Annotated in this window: 14 protein-coding genes; 5 read left to right on the top strand and 9 right to left on the bottom strand. The window is 52.3% G+C overall.

The features are described 5' to 3' along the window. The first annotated feature begins 87 nt into the window (after positions 1–87). Entirely contained in the window at positions 88–252 is a 165-nt protein-coding gene (locus tag ACTVJH_RS01470) for a hypothetical protein (protein WP_455986739.1), read from the top strand. 21 nt (positions 253–273) lie between these two features. On the opposite strand, the gene ACTVJH_RS01465 is transcribed toward ACTVJH_RS01470, so the two are convergent. The 3 genes from ACTVJH_RS01465 to ACTVJH_RS01455 all read right to left on the bottom strand — a co-directional run bounded on the left by ACTVJH_RS01465 (position 274) and on the right by ACTVJH_RS01455 (position 3,055). Continuing rightward, positions 274–1,365 carry an LptF/LptG family permease gene (locus ACTVJH_RS01465; RefSeq protein ID WP_455986737.1) on the bottom strand — a complete coding sequence of 364 codons (1,092 nt, stop codon included), beginning with the start codon at positions 1,363–1,365 and terminating at the stop codon, positions 274–276. A 133-nt stretch (positions 1,366–1,498) separates the two neighbouring features. Then, positions 1,499–2,701 carry an LPS export ABC transporter permease LptF gene (gene lptF / locus ACTVJH_RS01460; RefSeq protein WP_455986735.1) on the bottom strand — a complete coding sequence of 401 codons (1,203 nt, stop codon included), beginning with the start codon at positions 2,699–2,701 and terminating at the stop codon, positions 1,499–1,501. A 168-nt stretch (positions 2,702–2,869) separates the two neighbouring features. Next, positions 2,870–3,055, bottom strand: a complete 186-nt coding sequence (locus ACTVJH_RS01455; protein ID WP_455986733.1) for a hypothetical protein — start codon at positions 3,053–3,055, stop codon at positions 2,870–2,872. Between the two features lie 307 nt (positions 3,056–3,362). Between ACTVJH_RS01455 and ACTVJH_RS01450 the strand changes: the two genes are divergently transcribed. The 4 genes from ACTVJH_RS01450 to ACTVJH_RS01435 all read left to right on the top strand — a co-directional run bounded on the left by ACTVJH_RS01450 (position 3,363) and on the right by ACTVJH_RS01435 (position 6,883). Continuing rightward, positions 3,363–4,154, top strand: a complete 792-nt coding sequence (locus tag ACTVJH_RS01450; RefSeq protein ID WP_455986731.1) for an amino acid ABC transporter substrate-binding protein — start codon at positions 3,363–3,365, stop codon at positions 4,152–4,154. 163 nt (positions 4,155–4,317) lie between these two features. Continuing rightward, positions 4,318–5,319 carry an ABC transporter permease subunit gene (locus ACTVJH_RS01445; RefSeq protein ID WP_455986729.1) on the top strand — a complete coding sequence of 334 codons (1,002 nt, stop codon included), beginning with the start codon at positions 4,318–4,320 and terminating at the stop codon, positions 5,317–5,319. Next, positions 5,306–6,085 (top strand): amino acid ABC transporter ATP-binding protein, encoded by a 780-nt coding sequence (locus ACTVJH_RS01440; RefSeq protein WP_455986727.1) that lies wholly within the window; start codon positions 5,306–5,308, stop codon positions 6,083–6,085. The genes ACTVJH_RS01445 and ACTVJH_RS01440 overlap by 14 nt, the downstream gene beginning before the upstream one ends. Before the next feature lie 3 nt (positions 6,086–6,088). Next, positions 6,089–6,883, top strand: a complete 795-nt coding sequence (locus tag ACTVJH_RS01435; RefSeq protein ID WP_455986725.1) for an undecaprenyl-diphosphate phosphatase — start codon at positions 6,089–6,091, stop codon at positions 6,881–6,883. A gap of 92 nt (positions 6,884–6,975) precedes the next feature. Here the strand turns inward: ACTVJH_RS01435 and ACTVJH_RS01430 are convergent, their stop codons facing one another. The 6 genes from ACTVJH_RS01430 to ACTVJH_RS01405 all read right to left on the bottom strand — a co-directional run bounded on the left by ACTVJH_RS01430 (position 6,976) and on the right by ACTVJH_RS01405 (position 14,698). Then, positions 6,976–9,861, bottom strand: coding sequence for an Hpt domain-containing protein (locus ACTVJH_RS01430; protein ID WP_455986723.1), 2,886 nt, complete (start codon positions 9,859–9,861; stop codon positions 6,976–6,978). A 66-nt stretch (positions 9,862–9,927) separates the two neighbouring features. Further along, a complete protein-coding gene (locus ACTVJH_RS01425; protein WP_455986721.1) occupies positions 9,928–10,296 on the bottom strand; it encodes a response regulator in 369 nt (122 codons plus the stop codon). Positions 10,297–10,340: 44 nt separating this feature from the next. Next, the gene (locus tag ACTVJH_RS01420; RefSeq protein WP_455986719.1) at positions 10,341–10,742 is read right to left on the bottom strand and encodes a PilZ domain-containing protein; all 402 of its coding nucleotides are present in this window, start codon (positions 10,740–10,742) and stop codon (positions 10,341–10,343) included. A 2-nt stretch (positions 10,743–10,744) separates the two neighbouring features. After that, on the bottom strand, positions 10,745–11,626 hold the full coding sequence (locus ACTVJH_RS01415) for a CheR family methyltransferase (RefSeq protein WP_455986717.1): 882 nt from the start codon (positions 11,624–11,626) through the stop codon (positions 10,745–10,747). Further along, positions 11,626–13,554 (bottom strand): HEAT repeat domain-containing protein, encoded by a 1,929-nt coding sequence (locus ACTVJH_RS01410; RefSeq protein ID WP_455986715.1) that lies wholly within the window; start codon positions 13,552–13,554, stop codon positions 11,626–11,628. The genes ACTVJH_RS01415 and ACTVJH_RS01410 overlap by 1 nt, the downstream gene beginning before the upstream one ends. Before the next feature lie 88 nt (positions 13,555–13,642). Then, on the bottom strand, positions 13,643–14,698 hold the full coding sequence (locus ACTVJH_RS01405; RefSeq protein WP_455986713.1) for a protein-glutamate methylesterase/protein-glutamine glutaminase: 1,056 nt from the start codon (positions 14,696–14,698) through the stop codon (positions 13,643–13,645). Positions 14,699–15,074: the final 376 nt, after the last annotated feature.

Genomic DNA, 15,074 nt, shown 5'->3' with positions numbered 1-15,074 from the left:
CATGGCCTTGGTTCCTGTGGTCTGAAAACCTGAGCCATCAGCCATGTTCGACATTTTTCAACAAACAACTCTACACAAGGGGAAATCATGCACATGTTCAAGGCCGACGCGGCCATTGTCAACGAAGAGGATTTCGAGGAACTCGAAAAAGGGATTGTCTATATCGATAGAAAAGGTGGTTTCGTCGCCATTGCAGAGCCCGGCTCCAACGACGTACTCCTCGTGGAGCTTGATCGTTCCCAGGTCAAATAACACGATTCCTGGTCAACCGAGTCAACGTCCCTTTTCAAACGAATTGATTCCCAAAAGGGCGAGAAAACCCAGTCCGAAAACAGTGTTTGGCATCCACGCAGCCACTATCGGAGGAAGCAGACCACTCTCTCCGGCTGCCGTGCTCATGACGAACATGGCATAGTAGACAAACACGAGAGCCAGTCCCGCAAGAACGCTCGCATAGATATTGGAAATGGCAAGAGTAAGGACAATGGCTGCGCAGGCCATGACCATAAGGGAAAAGGGATAGCTTATCTTTGCGTGCAGGGAGGTGATCAAGGCCTCTACATTGGAACCGGCCGCACCAAGCCCCTTGGCGACCTTGGCAAGATTCCAATAGCTGAGATATTGAGGGTCTTTTTCGCTCTCCAGGGTTGCAAAGGAGCGCGGATCGGTCTGTAAAACCAGTTCCGTGCGATCTTCTGTCCATCGGGAAAAGGATTTAATATCAATGTGATTCACGCCCGTAAGGAGCCATCGTGTCCCGTGAACCTCGACCCGACGGGCCTCGGTGACCATCTCCACGCTTTTTCCATCAGCGGCGAGGGCATACATGACCAGCCCGCTCCCAGTCCCCTGAAAGGGCTTGAACGATCCGATCCTGACAATCCTGTTGTCCTCCCTGAACCAGACATTGCCCAACACCTGCTCGGAAAGCTGCTTTTTGCGGACATCTTCCTTCCAGATCTGGTGGGCCACATTGTACCCCTTTGTCCCCACAACCTGGGAAAAACCGAAAAGCAACGCACTCCAGACAAAGGCATAGACAAGAACGACCTTGCCTACGGCACCGAAAGGGACCGCACAGGAAGTCAAGGCGATGATCTCCCGATTGCGGTGCATGATGCTGAACTGGATGAGCAGAGACAGCAAAAATACGGCTGGAAATATCTGGGATATGATCAACGGGGTCTTGGCTACGAAATACATCACAATGGACGATAGCCCCACACCGGCCTTTAAGAAATCGTCCAGACGATCGAACAATTCGATCAGCAGATAGATGCCTATGCCGGCCCCGAAAACCAAGGCCAGCAAAAAAAGATTTTGTCGGATCAGATAGTGAACCAGGATTCTGTTTTTTATAGCCACGGTATCTTTTAACCAAAACGGCTGTAAAAGCCATCAATTTCAGTAGAATGAATCAAAACGGGACGACTAACAGGACGAGGTGAGAGTCCACGCTCTGGAAAACAAGGCGATCAGATGGATTGTTCTGCCGGGTTTATGAAACACGATTGCCGTTTCCATCAGGATCTGGATTCCTTGCCCCCAGACAATTCCGAATCCAGCGAAAAAAAGGCAGGATATTCACGTTCTTTTCCCGGGCAACAAGAACGAACCCCCCCATGGTCAGCAGGGCAAAAATCACGTTGGGCATCCACATGGCCAACCCTGGGGCAAGATCCCCGGTTTCCCCCAGAACCATCCCCAGAGAAAACAGGGAATAGTAAAGCATGAAAAAGCCGAGTACCAGGATCAGCCCATACTGACGATTCATTCCCTGAAAGAGAAAGGCCAGTGGAATGGCGAAAAGCCCTAGAACAAGACAGGCAACAGGCAGCGCGTATCGTTTATACAACTCGGACTTCAGATCCCGCCATTGTTGAAGGTCCTTCGTATCCCCGCTGTCCAGGGATGCCAAACGGTCACGAATCTCCTCCAAAGACAGCGATTTGATGCGTTTGTCTCCCAACCCATCCACGCTCCCAAGGAGCCGACTCAGGTCCATTCTCACCTGATAGGTGGCAAATCCGATCTCATCGATCTCATCGTCGGTAAATCGATAAATGGTTCCATCCGAAAGCAGGAAAAACATTTCACCCTGATCGGGATCCGTGGTGATCCGCCCTTTTGGTGCAACAATGGTCGTTCGCAAATCCCTGTTGGTGGCGTCCTCCACAAAGACCCTTTCCATCTCTCCGGTTCGGGCATCGACCCGCAGGGCAAAAATGGTCAGGCCGGAAAAATCCTTGTTGAACACCCCGGGTTGAAGACGCAGGGTGGCCTTGGTGCGAGCCAGTTCGTACACGGTCTGTCTGAAATGATCCATGCCCCAGGAAATCCCGTACAATGTCATCACCGCGCAACTGAAAACACCCAGCAATGAAAACACCAGGGGCCCGGGCAGAAACCGATACACCCCGAGTCCCCCGGCCCGCAGGGCAATGAGCTCCCTGTCCGTTCCCATCCGCAGGAAAGTCAAAAAAATGGCCAACATACAGGAAACGGGAATGAGCAGACTCATGAAAAAAGGACTCAAAAAAACAAAAAGTTTGCCCAGCTCGATCACGGAAACATCCTGCCCCATGACGAGCTCCCGCATCTGGAGCAGCCTGCCGATGAGAAGAACCACGAGTACCGCCCCCAGGCAGACCCCGAAAATGGTCACCAGCTCCTTGAAGATCTGGCGCTGCAAAATACGCACGATCGTGGACTCCTCGATCAAGACAATTGTATACGTGTCATTTGGGATATCATCGTCATCTTCCCTACAAAGGAGACCTACCAGTTCGTGAACCGTTGAGCTCGCGATCTGGTAGGCCAGTCATATCCATGGGCTCGACAACCGATTAAAAATCCGGATGTCTCCGGTTCAGGAAGCGGTTTCGTCCTTTTCAAGATACAGACGGTACAGATACCGTTCGTCTTCGGGTCCGAGATTAAAACGCATGCCCACATCCTTGAGGAGATTCTTGATCTCCCCATCCTGACGTAAGTGCTCCTCGATCCATTCAACGGCCATGCGCAATTGTTTGCCTTCAGGAATTATCGTCGTCATGGGTTCCTCCTTGATCCCTGCATGCAGGATGATAATCGGTGTGCCCCACCCCATACGCAGTCCCCTGATAAAAGTACAGAGCCATATCCACGCTTGCAACTTGAACAGCCTTCGGCTATCCGGTATCGTCGTCTTTTATGTTCTTTTTTGTGCAGCAGAAGCACACTGCACGATCAGGCACAAGACGATATGGTCCGAACACATGTTCTCGTGCTCCATCGTGTACGTGATCATATGTATCACAATCCCCGGTTCATCCTTTTTTCAGCCCAGCTCGTCCACGATTTCCAAACAACTAGGAGGCACTGTGAAAACCCTGCTCAAGATGCTTGTTCCCCTGTTCGTTCTGGCCCTGGTTGGCACCGCTTCGGCAGCCGACGATTCATGGCAGCAGATCCAATCCAAAGGTGAGCTGCGTATCGGTCTGGATGACGACTTCCCACCCATGGCCTTTCGTAAGGCTGATGGCAAATTGTACGGTTTCGACATCGATTTTGCCGAAGCCGTGGGCAAGAAACTCGGCCTGAAGATCAAATGGGTTCCCACCGCATGGAAAGGGGTCATCCCCTCGTTGTACGCCAACAAATTCGATTGCATCTGGAACGGGATGACCATCACTGAAGAACGTGAGGAAAAGGTCAACTTTTCCAAGCCCTATATGATGGACGGCCAGGTGGCTGCCGTGGTCATGTCCAATACATCCATCACGACTCCTGCAGATCTCGGCGGCAAGGTCGTTGGCATCCAGCAGGGCTCCACAGCCATGAAGGCCATCGAGGCCCTGCCCAATGAACCCAAACAGCTCAACCAGTACGAAACCAACCCCAAGGCCATGCTCGACATGGAATCCGGCCGGTTGGACTGCGTGGTCCTGGACAATCTGGTCGCCCGGGACATCATCTCCAAAAAACCCGGCGTGTACAAGATCCTTCCCGAATTCATCACCAAGGCTCCTTTTGGGGTTGCCTTCCGAAAGGCCGATGACTCCTTGCGCGCCAAGGTCCAGCAGGCTATCGACGAAATGGTTGCAAACGGCGAAACAGCTACCATCTCCAGAAAATGGTTTGCCGAAGATCTGACCAATCCTGCAACCTGGTAGAAGCACCGATCTCACCATGGCTTTTTGGCCACATGTGTGAGTTACAGGGTTCCTCGTTCCTGAGATCCGGAACGAGGAACCCGCTTGTTACTCCATCCTCGAAACCATGCAGGGAATTGTCTTGAGGCACACCACAACGAAGCACCTTGTGACGGGCGGGTATGTGCAATCATTCCTGCTCGTTTTTTTGTTTCTGGCACCGATCCTCTGGACCGGCAACTGCCTGGCGGCCGACCCGAGCGAATTGCTGATCCAGGGAAGAAACGCCCTGAGCGTAGGGGATATCCAGAAAGCCACCGACCTATTGTACCAGGTACCTGCACCAGACGAAAATGGTGACGACGGCAGTTTTGTCCAAAGCAGAATGCTCCTCGCCCGGATGTTTTTCTCCATCGAGGAGTATGACCAGGCAACCGAGGCATGCAAGGAAGTCCTGGCGGTCTATCCGGACAATCCCGAAGCAACGAACTTTCTGGCCTCCATCGACCAGGTCAGCCGCCCGGCTTACGCTCAATTCTTTCTGGATACCGTCAAGTTCCTCCCGGCCCTGGCCAAGGGTACGGTGATGACCCTGTTGCTGGTGGTTTTGACCATCCTCATCTCTCCCATCGGCGGGCTCCTCATCGCCCTGGGCCGAATCAGCTCCTTCAAGCCCCTGACCATGCTCTGCTGGTTCATCATCTGGATTTTTCGGGGAACCCCGCTTCTGCTGCAGCTCTTCTTCATCTACTATGCCCTGCCCACCTTCGGGGTGACACTCAGGCCGATCACCGCCGCCATCATGGGGCTTTCCCTCAACTATTCAGCCTATTTGGCCGAGATCATCCGAGGTGCCATCCAGAGCATCGATTACGGCCAGACCGAGGCGGCCAAGGCTCTGGGCATGACCTATGGACAATCCATGCGCCGGGTCATCATTCCCCAGACCTACAAGCGTCTCATGCCCCCGATCGGCAACGAATTCATCGCCCTGATCAAGGACACGGCCCTGGTCTCGACCATCGCCATGGTCGAACTCATGCGGTCTGCGGATCTTCTCTTCAACACCTATTTCAATATCACGGTTTTGGCCCTTGCCGCCATGATCTATCTTGCCCTTACCTCGATATTTACGGTGATCTTTGAAAAAATAGAAGCCATTGTGGGAGCCTATGAAAACCGATAATTCCGCCCCGCTTATCCGGCTAAAAAATATCGTCAAACGATTCGGTTCGCTCACGGCCGTTGACAATGTATCTCTTGAAATCAACCCCGGCGAAAAACTGGTCATCATCGGCCCCTCCGGTTCGGGAAAGTCAACCCTGCTTCGGGCGATCAATTTCCTGGAGGAAATCGACGAGGGCACGATTCTCTTTGAGGGCAAAAATGTCGGGTACGTGCACAAGAAAGGCCGCATGATTCTGGACAAGCCGTCGCGAATCTGCAGGCTGCGCTCGGAAATCGGTATGGTTTTTCAACACTTCCACCTTTTCCCTCACATGACCGTACTCGGCAATGTCATGGAAGGCCCCCTGACCGTACAGAAAAAATCCCCCGAGGAGGCCCGGGAAATCGCCATGGTCATGCTCGACAAAGTGGGAATCGTGGACAAAAAAGATTTCTTTCCGGCAACTCTTTCAGGGGGACAAAAACAGCGCGTGGCCATTGCCCGGGCCATTGCCATGCGTCCCAAGCTCATGCTTTTCGATGAACCCACATCGGCCCTGGATCCGGAACTGGTCGGCGAGGTCTTCGAGACCATCCGCTCGTTGGCCAAGGAAGGTATGACCATGATCGTCGTCACCCACCAGATGGGATTTGCCCGGGAGATCGCCGACCGGGTCATCTTCATGGAGCAGGGGGGATTCATCGCCCAGGGAGACCCCAAGGAATTTTTCAGCAAAAACCTGAACAATGATCGGGTGCAGAGCTTTCTGGCCAAGATCCTCTAAATTATGGACCATATATTCTCCGCCATCATTCTCGGTATCATCGAGGGGCTGACCGAATTTCTTCCGGTCTCCTCCACCGGCCATTTGATCATAGCCGGCCATCTGCTCGGATTCACCGGGCTCAAGGCCTACGTCTTTGAAGTGGTCATTCAGCTTGGGGCCATTTTAGCCGTTGTCGTTCTCTACTGGCCGACATTTCTCGGGCTGCTGCGCCCCGATCCCAACCGTTCCTTCACCGGCGTCAGGGGGATCTCCCTGCTCATCCTGACCTCCATCCCGGCCTCTGTACTGGGACTTCTGGTCCACAAACAGATAAAGACCTACCTCTTCACCCCCCAGACCGTGGCCTGGGCTCTGGGAATCGGTGCCGTAGCCATCATTATCGTGGAACAAATGTCTACCCGGAAGAAATTCAGGACACTCGACGCCATCACCCCCAAACTCGCCCTGGGAATCGGCTGCTTCCAATGTCTGGCCCTATGGCCCGGCTTTTCACGGTCCGCCGCGACCATCCTCGGGGGCATGCTCCTTGGTGCGGACAGAAAACTTGCCGCAGAATACTCGTTCATTGCCGCGGTCCCCATCATGATCGCTGCAACGGGTTTTGACCTGCTCTCCCATTGGACCCTTTTCGAGGGTGAGGACATCCTCATTCTCGCTATCGGATTCGTCTTTGCCTTTTTGTCGGCCTGGGCCGCGGTCAAGGTTTTCATCTCTCTGGTCCAGAAAATATCCCTGCGTCCTTTTGCCTATTACCGGCTGCTCATCGCCCCTTTGGTCCTCTATTTCTGGAGCTGAACCCGACCACAATGTACTCACATCAATAAAGGCCCCCGGAACACACAGTTCCGGGGGCCTTTGTCGATGGCAAAAAACAGTAAAAACTCCAATCAGATGCCCGCGCGGGAAGTGGCCATCCTGTAAATCTCGTGAGGATCAAGAATGAGAACGACACTTCCGTCACCCATGATGGTTGCTCCTGAAATCCCGGGCAGATCACCAAGATAGTCTCCCAGCGATTTGATGACCACATCCTGTCGTTCCAACAATGTATCCACAACCAGTCCAAGACGACGATCATTCACGGTCAATACGACCGTTGGCAAAAGATCACGCTTGCCGTCATGACAGGTGAGACCGAGCAATTCGGCCAGCTCGACCAGCCCGAGAACCTCCCCACGCAGGGTGACCGCCTTCTGGCCGTTGACCTCGCTGAGCCGGGCGGTCTCGATCTTGGTGGTTTCAGAGACCGCATCCAGGGGTATGGCGTAGATGGCGTCATCCACCTTGATCATCAGGGCATCGATGATGGCCAGGGTCAAGGGGAGGGTCAGGGTGATACGTGTTCCCTTCCCGACTTCCGATTGAACGGCAATGCTCCCCTTCAAATTTTTGATGTTGTTTCGGACCACATCCATACCCACACCCCGGCCCGAGATATCGGTTATCTGATCAGCCGTGGAAAATCCCGGAGCGAACATGAGCTCGATGGATGCGCGGTCATCCATGCTCCGCGCCTCTTCCTCCGTGATCACTCCCTTGCGAATGGCCTGGGCCCGCATTTTTTTCGGATCAATCCCCTTGCCGTCATCTTCGACCTCGATGCCCACGGAATTTCCCTTGTGAAAGGCACGCAGCCAGACCCTGGCCTTGTCGGGCTTACCGGTCTGAGCACGTTCTTCCGCTGACTCGATGCCATGATCCACGGCATTACGGATAAGATGCACCAAGGGATCACCGATCTCTTCGACCACACTTTTATCGAGTTCCGTATCCTCGCCTTCTGTAATCAACTCAACCTGTTTCCCGCTCTTCTGGCTCAAATCTCTGACCAGTCTGGGAAACCGGGAAAACACCGATTGTACAGGTACCATACGTACATTCATGATCGTGTCCTGAAGATCATCCGAGATACGGCCCACGGAATAGGTTGTTTCGCTGAGCATCTGGGCGACCTCGTTCACGTCCTGGCCCTCTTCGAGTCCCCTGGCGAGCATGGCAAATCGGTTCCGGTTGATGATCAACTCACCGATGAGATTCATGAGATGATCAAGCTTGGTGTGATCGACCCGGATGGTGGAGGGGAGTTTGGCACGTTGCCCCGCTTTGGAACCATTTTCCTTGGACGGGGGCTTGGTCGGCTTTGATTCGGGAGTTGGGGGGACATTCGTTCCAGTCTTGGATGAAGAAGATGCGGCAGCTGGAGATCCGACTTCGCTGGCGGACGAGCTCCCCTTCGGCTCGGAGGTTTTTTTCTCGACAATGGGTTCAGGTTCTGACGAAGATTCCCGGGACGTTTCCGGCAATAAAGCAGTGGGTTCATCGGATTTTTGGGCATTGTCGGTTTGAACTGATTCACCCGCTTCCGCCTGACCATTTCCCCAGCTGGCGGCCACCAATTCCTCCAGGGAAACCCCTCCAAGGGTGGTGAGTGCGGCATCGATCTTATCCCAGACAATATCCCGTTCCTGACGCAGAATATCGATCAGTCCGGCAAAATCCATATCCGCTGAACGGCCCTGATCCACCAAACCGGCCACCCGTCCGACATACTCGTTTATTTCGTCCAGACCCATGTAGCCTGAAGCATTTTGGATACTGACCAATGATCGATAGAGTCCATCAATAATCTGGGGCTGGCTGCTATCCTCTTCAAGGGATGTCAACGCAAAATTAATATTGCTTAATTGCTGCGCAACGGTCTGGGAAAAAATCTGCACATCTTCAGGATCAGCTCCGTCATCCTGAAATTCCTGGTCATCAACCTGCTCCCTGGTCGAAGCATCCCCTTCCACCAGAGGCGGGACATCTGGTGCCAATGTTTTGATTTCACCTGTACTCAACAGGTGTCGGACACGGTCCGTGGTCCTGGAAACGTCCACGGGCACCACACGGCCATCCATCTGAATGCAGGCGAGCAGCTCATCCATGGAATCAACGACATCGAGGAGCAGATCGACCAGCGAATGACTCACCGGAATTTCTTCTTTCCTGACCTTGTTCAGCAGGGTTTCGGCCTCATGGGTCAGTCCATTGAGTTCCTTGTACCCGATAATCCCGCTGTTTCCCTTGAGATTGTGGAAAAATCTGAAAATATCATTGACAATGTCGCCCCCGGATTCAGGAGTCTTTTCAAGGGTGAGCAGATTATCGTTGAGTTCCTCCACGATCTCCCGTGCTTCCTCAAGAAAATCTCCCAGATGATCCTGATTGACCAGGGTCAGGTCATATCCCTGGGGGGCCTGCTCTTCATCCAACGGCTCTTCAACGGATACGGATTGTTCGGATGCGGGTGACGGCTCTGGTTTGGGTAAAGACTCGGGAACCTGATCCTGATCAGGATCAGGGACAGGAGCGGCTTCGGGAGCGGGAGCGGGTGTTTCCCCTTTGAGCAGTGCATCGATCTTTTCAATGACTGAAGCGGTTTCCACGTCCCCTTCCTTGGCGGTTTGCTCGAGATTTTCAACCATGGCCTTGAGGGCGTCGGTGGAAACAAGGATCAGGTCGGTGATGCCCGGGGTCAGATTCATGTTACCCTTGCGAATCTCATCAAGGATATTTTCGGCCTTATGGGTCAATCCGTTTATCCGACTCAACCCCAAAAAACCTGAAGCGCCTTTCAAAGAGTGCATGAGACGAAAAATATCATCAAGCAAACCAGGATCATCCGGATTTTTTTCAAGTTCAAGCAGAGAAGGTTCGATATTCTCCAGATGCTCGCGAGCTTCTACGACAAACTCGGAAAAAATTTCAGGATCCATAAACTCTTGGTTCATGATTGGGCCTCGCAATGCCACATCGGTTGTTGACGTACGTGTTATTCCCTTCCCCGGAATGATCCCCTAACCAAGAAGCATTTTGACGTTGCGGACCAGCTTCTCCGGTTGAGCCGGTTTGATCATGTACAGATTGGCTCCAAGGCTCATCCCGTTCTGAATATCCTTTTCCTGGCCTTCTGTCGAAAGAACCACAATGGGCAAATCCCTATACCCCTGCTGTTCACGTACCGTCTTGATAAAAGTGAATCCGTCCATCCGCGGCATGTTCACATCCGAAACGATGAGATCTATCGCCCCATGTGAGTACAGTTTTTCCAGGCCATCAAGCCCATCTTCCGCTGTGGTCACCCTGAATCCTTCCTTTTTCAGGATAAAGGCAACCAGATTACGTACGGTCTTGGAATCATCCACAATGAGGATATGTTTCGTCATCTCGCTCTCCAAACCATGATAAGCGCATTGGTACTGTCTGTGTTTTACTCGAGGCCGTTTCGGATCAGATTGTGGAGTGCACGCAGATCATCTTCGTACACATCCACGAACTCCAGTCCGAGAATAAAATCATCCTGCTCGGGGTCAGGATTGCTCCAGGCTATTTCTGCGACCGCCGTGATATGTTGACCGAGATCGTTCTCAAAAACCTTGAAAAATCCGGGATGATACTTGTTCAGCTTGGGAATGTTGATGGTGATCTGAACCTGCTCACCCTTGGTGAATGCCTTGGAACAACGTACAGCCACCCCACCGGTACTGATATCGATTCCCGTAACCTCGATTGGACGCATCTTTGACAAGGGAAACGTGAAGGAGCTGATCTCCATACTGAACTGTCGTGTCAAACGTGCGAACTGGCGCCGTTCCTTTCCATCCACATCCATGCTCACTCTTCCTTTTTGTACACAATGGCTCCCGGGTGATGTTGTGGGGTGAAAGCCCTTGAAATGTTATGCAATGATTCTGAGTGACCGATAAAAAGATACCCACCGGGGCAAAGATTGTCATAAAAAGAGCTGATTACCTGCTTTTTCATGGACTCATCAAAATAGATGAGTACATTGCGACAAAAAATCAGGTGCGACCGTCGCATGGACCGGAGTTGCATCCGGTCCTTGAGGTTGATCGTGTGGAAGGTGACCAAACGTTTGACACTATCCTTGACCCTGTACCTTCCACCCTCCACCACTTCGAAATACTTGTCCCTGATGTAATCGGGAGTCGTCCTGAGTGCATACGGAGCGTACTCGCCCCTGCGTGCACTGACAAGGACACCCTCGGAAAGGTCCCCGGCAGCAATATTGATCTTCCACCCACCGAGCTGAGGACCCAAAACCTCAAGTACGATCATGGCCAGCGTATACGGCTCTTCCCCGGTAGAACATCCGGCCGACCAGATAGACAATTCCTGAGTTCCGCGGCGTCTCTGCCCATCGAGCAGGGTCTTCAAAAGTCCGTCTTCAAGGATTTTGAGCTGTGGCGGATTCCGATAAAAGCTGGTCTCGTTGGTTGTAACCACGGAATAAAGCGCTTTGAGTTCCCTGTAAGCACCGGGGTCATACCTCAGATATTCGTGATACTCCCCATAATTTTTGAGGCCAAGGGTTTTGAGACGGTTCAGAAGACGATTTTCCAAAAGATACTTGCGGTTGTCCGGGACATATATCCCACACTTATCGTAGATGAAATCGCGCAACTTGAAAAATTCATCTTTTTTGATGGTGAACTGCTTCTGTAACGAGGAGGATTGGGCAAAAAGAGCAGCCATCAAAAAACCTCGTCACTGCCGGACTGAATACTGTCCAGAGCCTGTTCGGCAGCCTCCTGGACTTCCACATCCTCGGTTTCCAAAACCTTGAGCAATTCCTGGAAGGCCCTTTGTCCACCGATTTGAGCCAGTGCCTTCGTGACCTTGATACGTACAAGGGAATTGTCGTTTTCCAACAAGGTCGACAGGGCAGAAACGGCCTCCTCCCTGCCCCGAACACCCAGAGATTCCACGGCCCGTATCCGGACCCAGATGTCTTCATCCTCCAGGGCCTTGACCAAAAAAGAAATCGTGCCTGGGCATTGTGACGTGCCGAGCAGATTGACCAGACTCCGACGAATATCCACACTTTCGTCCTTGATCATTCTGGAAACTATCCGAGGCATAATCTCCTTGCTGCTGTCACAAAGCCCGATAAGAGATTCCATGGCCACCCTTCTGACATCGACGGAATCATCGGCCAGAGCTGCTTCAAATTCCTCCATGTACCGCGCTGCGTCGATTCGGGCCAACCCGTAAATACCCATCATCCGTTGAATGGAATCAGCATCCGTGAGCATAGCGGTAAAAACATCTTCCATCTCCTTGCCGCCGATGGCCACGCAGGCATCGAGAGCCACCTCTTTGACGTCGTTAAACCGGTGTTTCAGAAAAGGAATGACCTGCTCAACCACATCTTTAAAACGCATCCGGATTCCCAAAAACCGCAATGCGCTCTTGAGAAGATCGCCATCTGACGATTCCCTGAGCACACGAAGGAAAAAGGGTTTGCTCTGCTCACAGGCCGTGGTCGAAATGCCTTTGGCAATGGCCCGCTGCAGGTCGCGCCCCTTCTCCCAAAAGATCTCTATGCACGCCTGAGCGGATGCAGGAGTACCCAGCCTGATGAGAACGTCGATGGCTACGTGTGAAGCTCGATCATCATCGGAGCGACAGCCCTCGCGCAATACCTCGGTCATGCCTTGAGCGACCAATCCATTGATCGCCCTTGAATATCGATCAGGTTCCTTTTCGGGATCGATGCTCGTGGCCAGGGCAAAAATTTTCCTGGACGCATCTTCCCCGCCCAGGCTGGACAGGCCAACAATGACCGCATCCTGAATTTCATGATCGTCATCTTCAGAAGCGGCAAAAAGATACCTGGAAAAACTGGACCGCTCCTCGTCAGAGAGCAATGTCAAACCTTTGGAACCCATAATATTGACAATGGCCTTCAGTATTTTGTTGCGCAACGCAGGCGCTGATTTGTCGAGATACTTGACCAGCACAGGAACCGCACGGATATGACCAAGCCCTCCCAGGGCATCTATGATAATCGAGGCGACCAGTTCGGAACTTTTGTCCAAGGCCCTCATGAGTGCGGTGATGGAGCCGTCGTCCCCGATTTTCATAAGCGCCTCGATGACTGCAAAATTGACCCAGTCATCACTGCCCAAGGCATTGTTCAAGGCCTCGGTGGCCTCGGGTTTACCCAGTTCTCCCAAGCTCACTGCCGCCTGATAACGCACATTGACTTCACTGTCATGTAACATGGCTACGCACAAGGGATGTACGGCCATGTAATTATTCGTTGCCCCGAGAATATCACTGGCAAAAATCCGAACATCCGGATCATCATCTTTGAGAAGAGCAATAATCGGCGCAATATGTTGGGAGCCTATCTGCCGTAAGATATCCATGGAAAGATTTCGGGTGGCCACGTTCTCACTGCGCAAAAGGGGAATGATCGCTTCAACGACCTCCTTACCACCGATTTTTCGCAAGGACATGTCAGCGGCATCCTGAACACCCAGGTTCGGGCTGGTCAGCATGGCGGTCAAAAAAGGTATGGCCTGCCTGTTTATGTCCTCTCCGGCCATGAAGGCACCTTCCCGTTGCAATTCGGGATCATCGCTTTCGAGAAGGGCAAAAACCTGATCATGATTCATTAAACGAGTACCTCGATAAAAACGTTCATGGAAAATGAAAACGGCTAGTTGTATTCAAAACTCCACATTTCAACAGATCCCGGTTGCATCAGTACAAACCCTGGAAGATGGCTGCGGACATTTCCTCAAGATCAACGATCCTATCAGCCAGACCCGCGTCGACAATGGCCTTGGGCATCCCATAGACGACACAGGTCTCATTACTCTGCGCAATGGATGTTCCACCGCGCTCCTTGAGCAACTTGATTCCTTCGCACCCATCACTGCCCATTCCTGTAAGTATGACTCCGAGTCCGCGTTTTCCAACGGCCCGGGCCACCGACGAGATAAGTTCATTGGCAGACGGTTTGTACAGGGCATCTGCAGGTTCGCTCTCGACAACCACATTGATATGGGTAACCTGCTGCCTGATCTTCAGATGCGACCCCCCGGGTGAAACAAAAACCTTGCCCGGCTTGACCACATCTCCTGGTTCCGCCTCTTTGACATCAAGGGCACTGGATTCATTCAGGCGTTTGGCAAAAGGGCCTGTAAAGGTCTTGGGCATATGCTGTGCAATGAGAATACATGCGGGAAAATCCGCAGGAAGTTCCGAAAGAATTTTCTGGACCGCCGGTGGCCCACCCGTGGATACGCCGATGGCAACGATATCGCGTACAACCCGACCCCGTTCCTCCCGGCTCGGGATAGAGGCTATCTGTTTGACTTCCCGAACCGGTCGTTTCCTTCTGACGGGAAGGATACGCATGCGACGCTTGGCAACCGCCTTGACCTTGGCCCGCAGCTCATCCTCGATTCTGACAATGTCCAGACTGACCAGGGAGAGACGCTTGGCAATGAAGTCCACAGCCCCGGCCTCCATGGCCTTCAATGTGGCTTCTGCACCTTCGGTTGTCAGGGAGCTGATCATCAAAACCGGTCTGGGCATCTCCATCATGATATGCTTGAGTGCGGTCAGCCCGTCCATCCTGGGCATCTCGATATCCATGGTCACCACGTCCGGATTGAGCTGACGGACCTTATCCAGTCCATCCGCCCCGTTCCTGGCCGTACCAACCACCTGAATATCCGGATCCTTATCCAGCATCGTGCTGATGGCCTTACGCATGAACGCCGAATCATCGACTACAAGCACACTGATCAAGAAAGGCATCCTCCTGATAATAGATTGCCTAACATCATTTCAAATATCCCATGAACACGCCGTACAATAACCAACTAAAAAGTATCGCAACCATCAAAATGTTGTTTCAGAAATTGAAGATTCTGGGTGTAAGAAATTTTAAAAATTACAAATTGTTAGTATCTTACTCGTGAAAGTCTGCCATAAAAAACAAGAAAATCGAAAGAGGTAAAATCGCACGCAACGTCCGGCATATTACATATGCCTCGAGGGGGCTGGCAAGCAGGCGATGAAGCCTTGGTCGGGTTGTAAGCATATGCCTGCTTGGGAATGGAAAGACGCAAAAATCCAAACCTGAAAGCTACATTTGTTTGCACATCTGACTGGTCAACGAGTT

This window comes from Desulfoplanes sp. PS50 (assembly GCF_053851535.1).
Note: the sequence above shows the minus strand (reverse complement) of the source record. Positions and strands in the feature narration are given on the sequence as shown.

Bases quoted from the DNA above. Each gene is read 5' to 3' on its own strand.
- ACTVJH_RS01470 (WP_455986739.1), top strand. From the start codon at position 88: ATGCACATGTTCAAGGCCGACGCGGCCATTGTCAACGAAGAGGATTTC.
- ACTVJH_RS01455 (WP_455986733.1), bottom strand. From the start codon at position 3,055: ATGACGACGATAATTCCTGAAGGCAAACAATTGCGCATGGCCGTTGAA.
- ACTVJH_RS01440 (WP_455986727.1), top strand. From the start codon at position 5,306: ATGAAAACCGATAATTCCGCCCCGCTTATCCGGCTAAAAAATATCGTC.
- ACTVJH_RS01435 (WP_455986725.1), top strand. From the start codon at position 6,089: ATGGACCATATATTCTCCGCCATCATTCTCGGTATCATCGAGGGGCTG.
- ACTVJH_RS01430 (WP_455986723.1), bottom strand. From the start codon at position 9,861: ATGAACCAAGAGTTTATGGATCCTGAAATTTTTTCCGAGTTTGTCGTA.
- ACTVJH_RS01425 (WP_455986721.1), bottom strand. From the start codon at position 10,296: ATGACGAAACATATCCTCATTGTGGATGATTCCAAGACCGTACGTAAT.
- ACTVJH_RS01420 (WP_455986719.1), bottom strand. From the start codon at position 10,742: ATGGATGTGGATGGAAAGGAACGGCGCCAGTTCGCACGTTTGACACGA.
- ACTVJH_RS01415 (WP_455986717.1), bottom strand. From the start codon at position 11,626: ATGGCTGCTCTTTTTGCCCAATCCTCCTCGTTACAGAAGCAGTTCACC.
- ACTVJH_RS01410 (WP_455986715.1), bottom strand. From the start codon at position 13,554: ATGAATCATGATCAGGTTTTTGCCCTTCTCGAAAGCGATGATCCCGAA.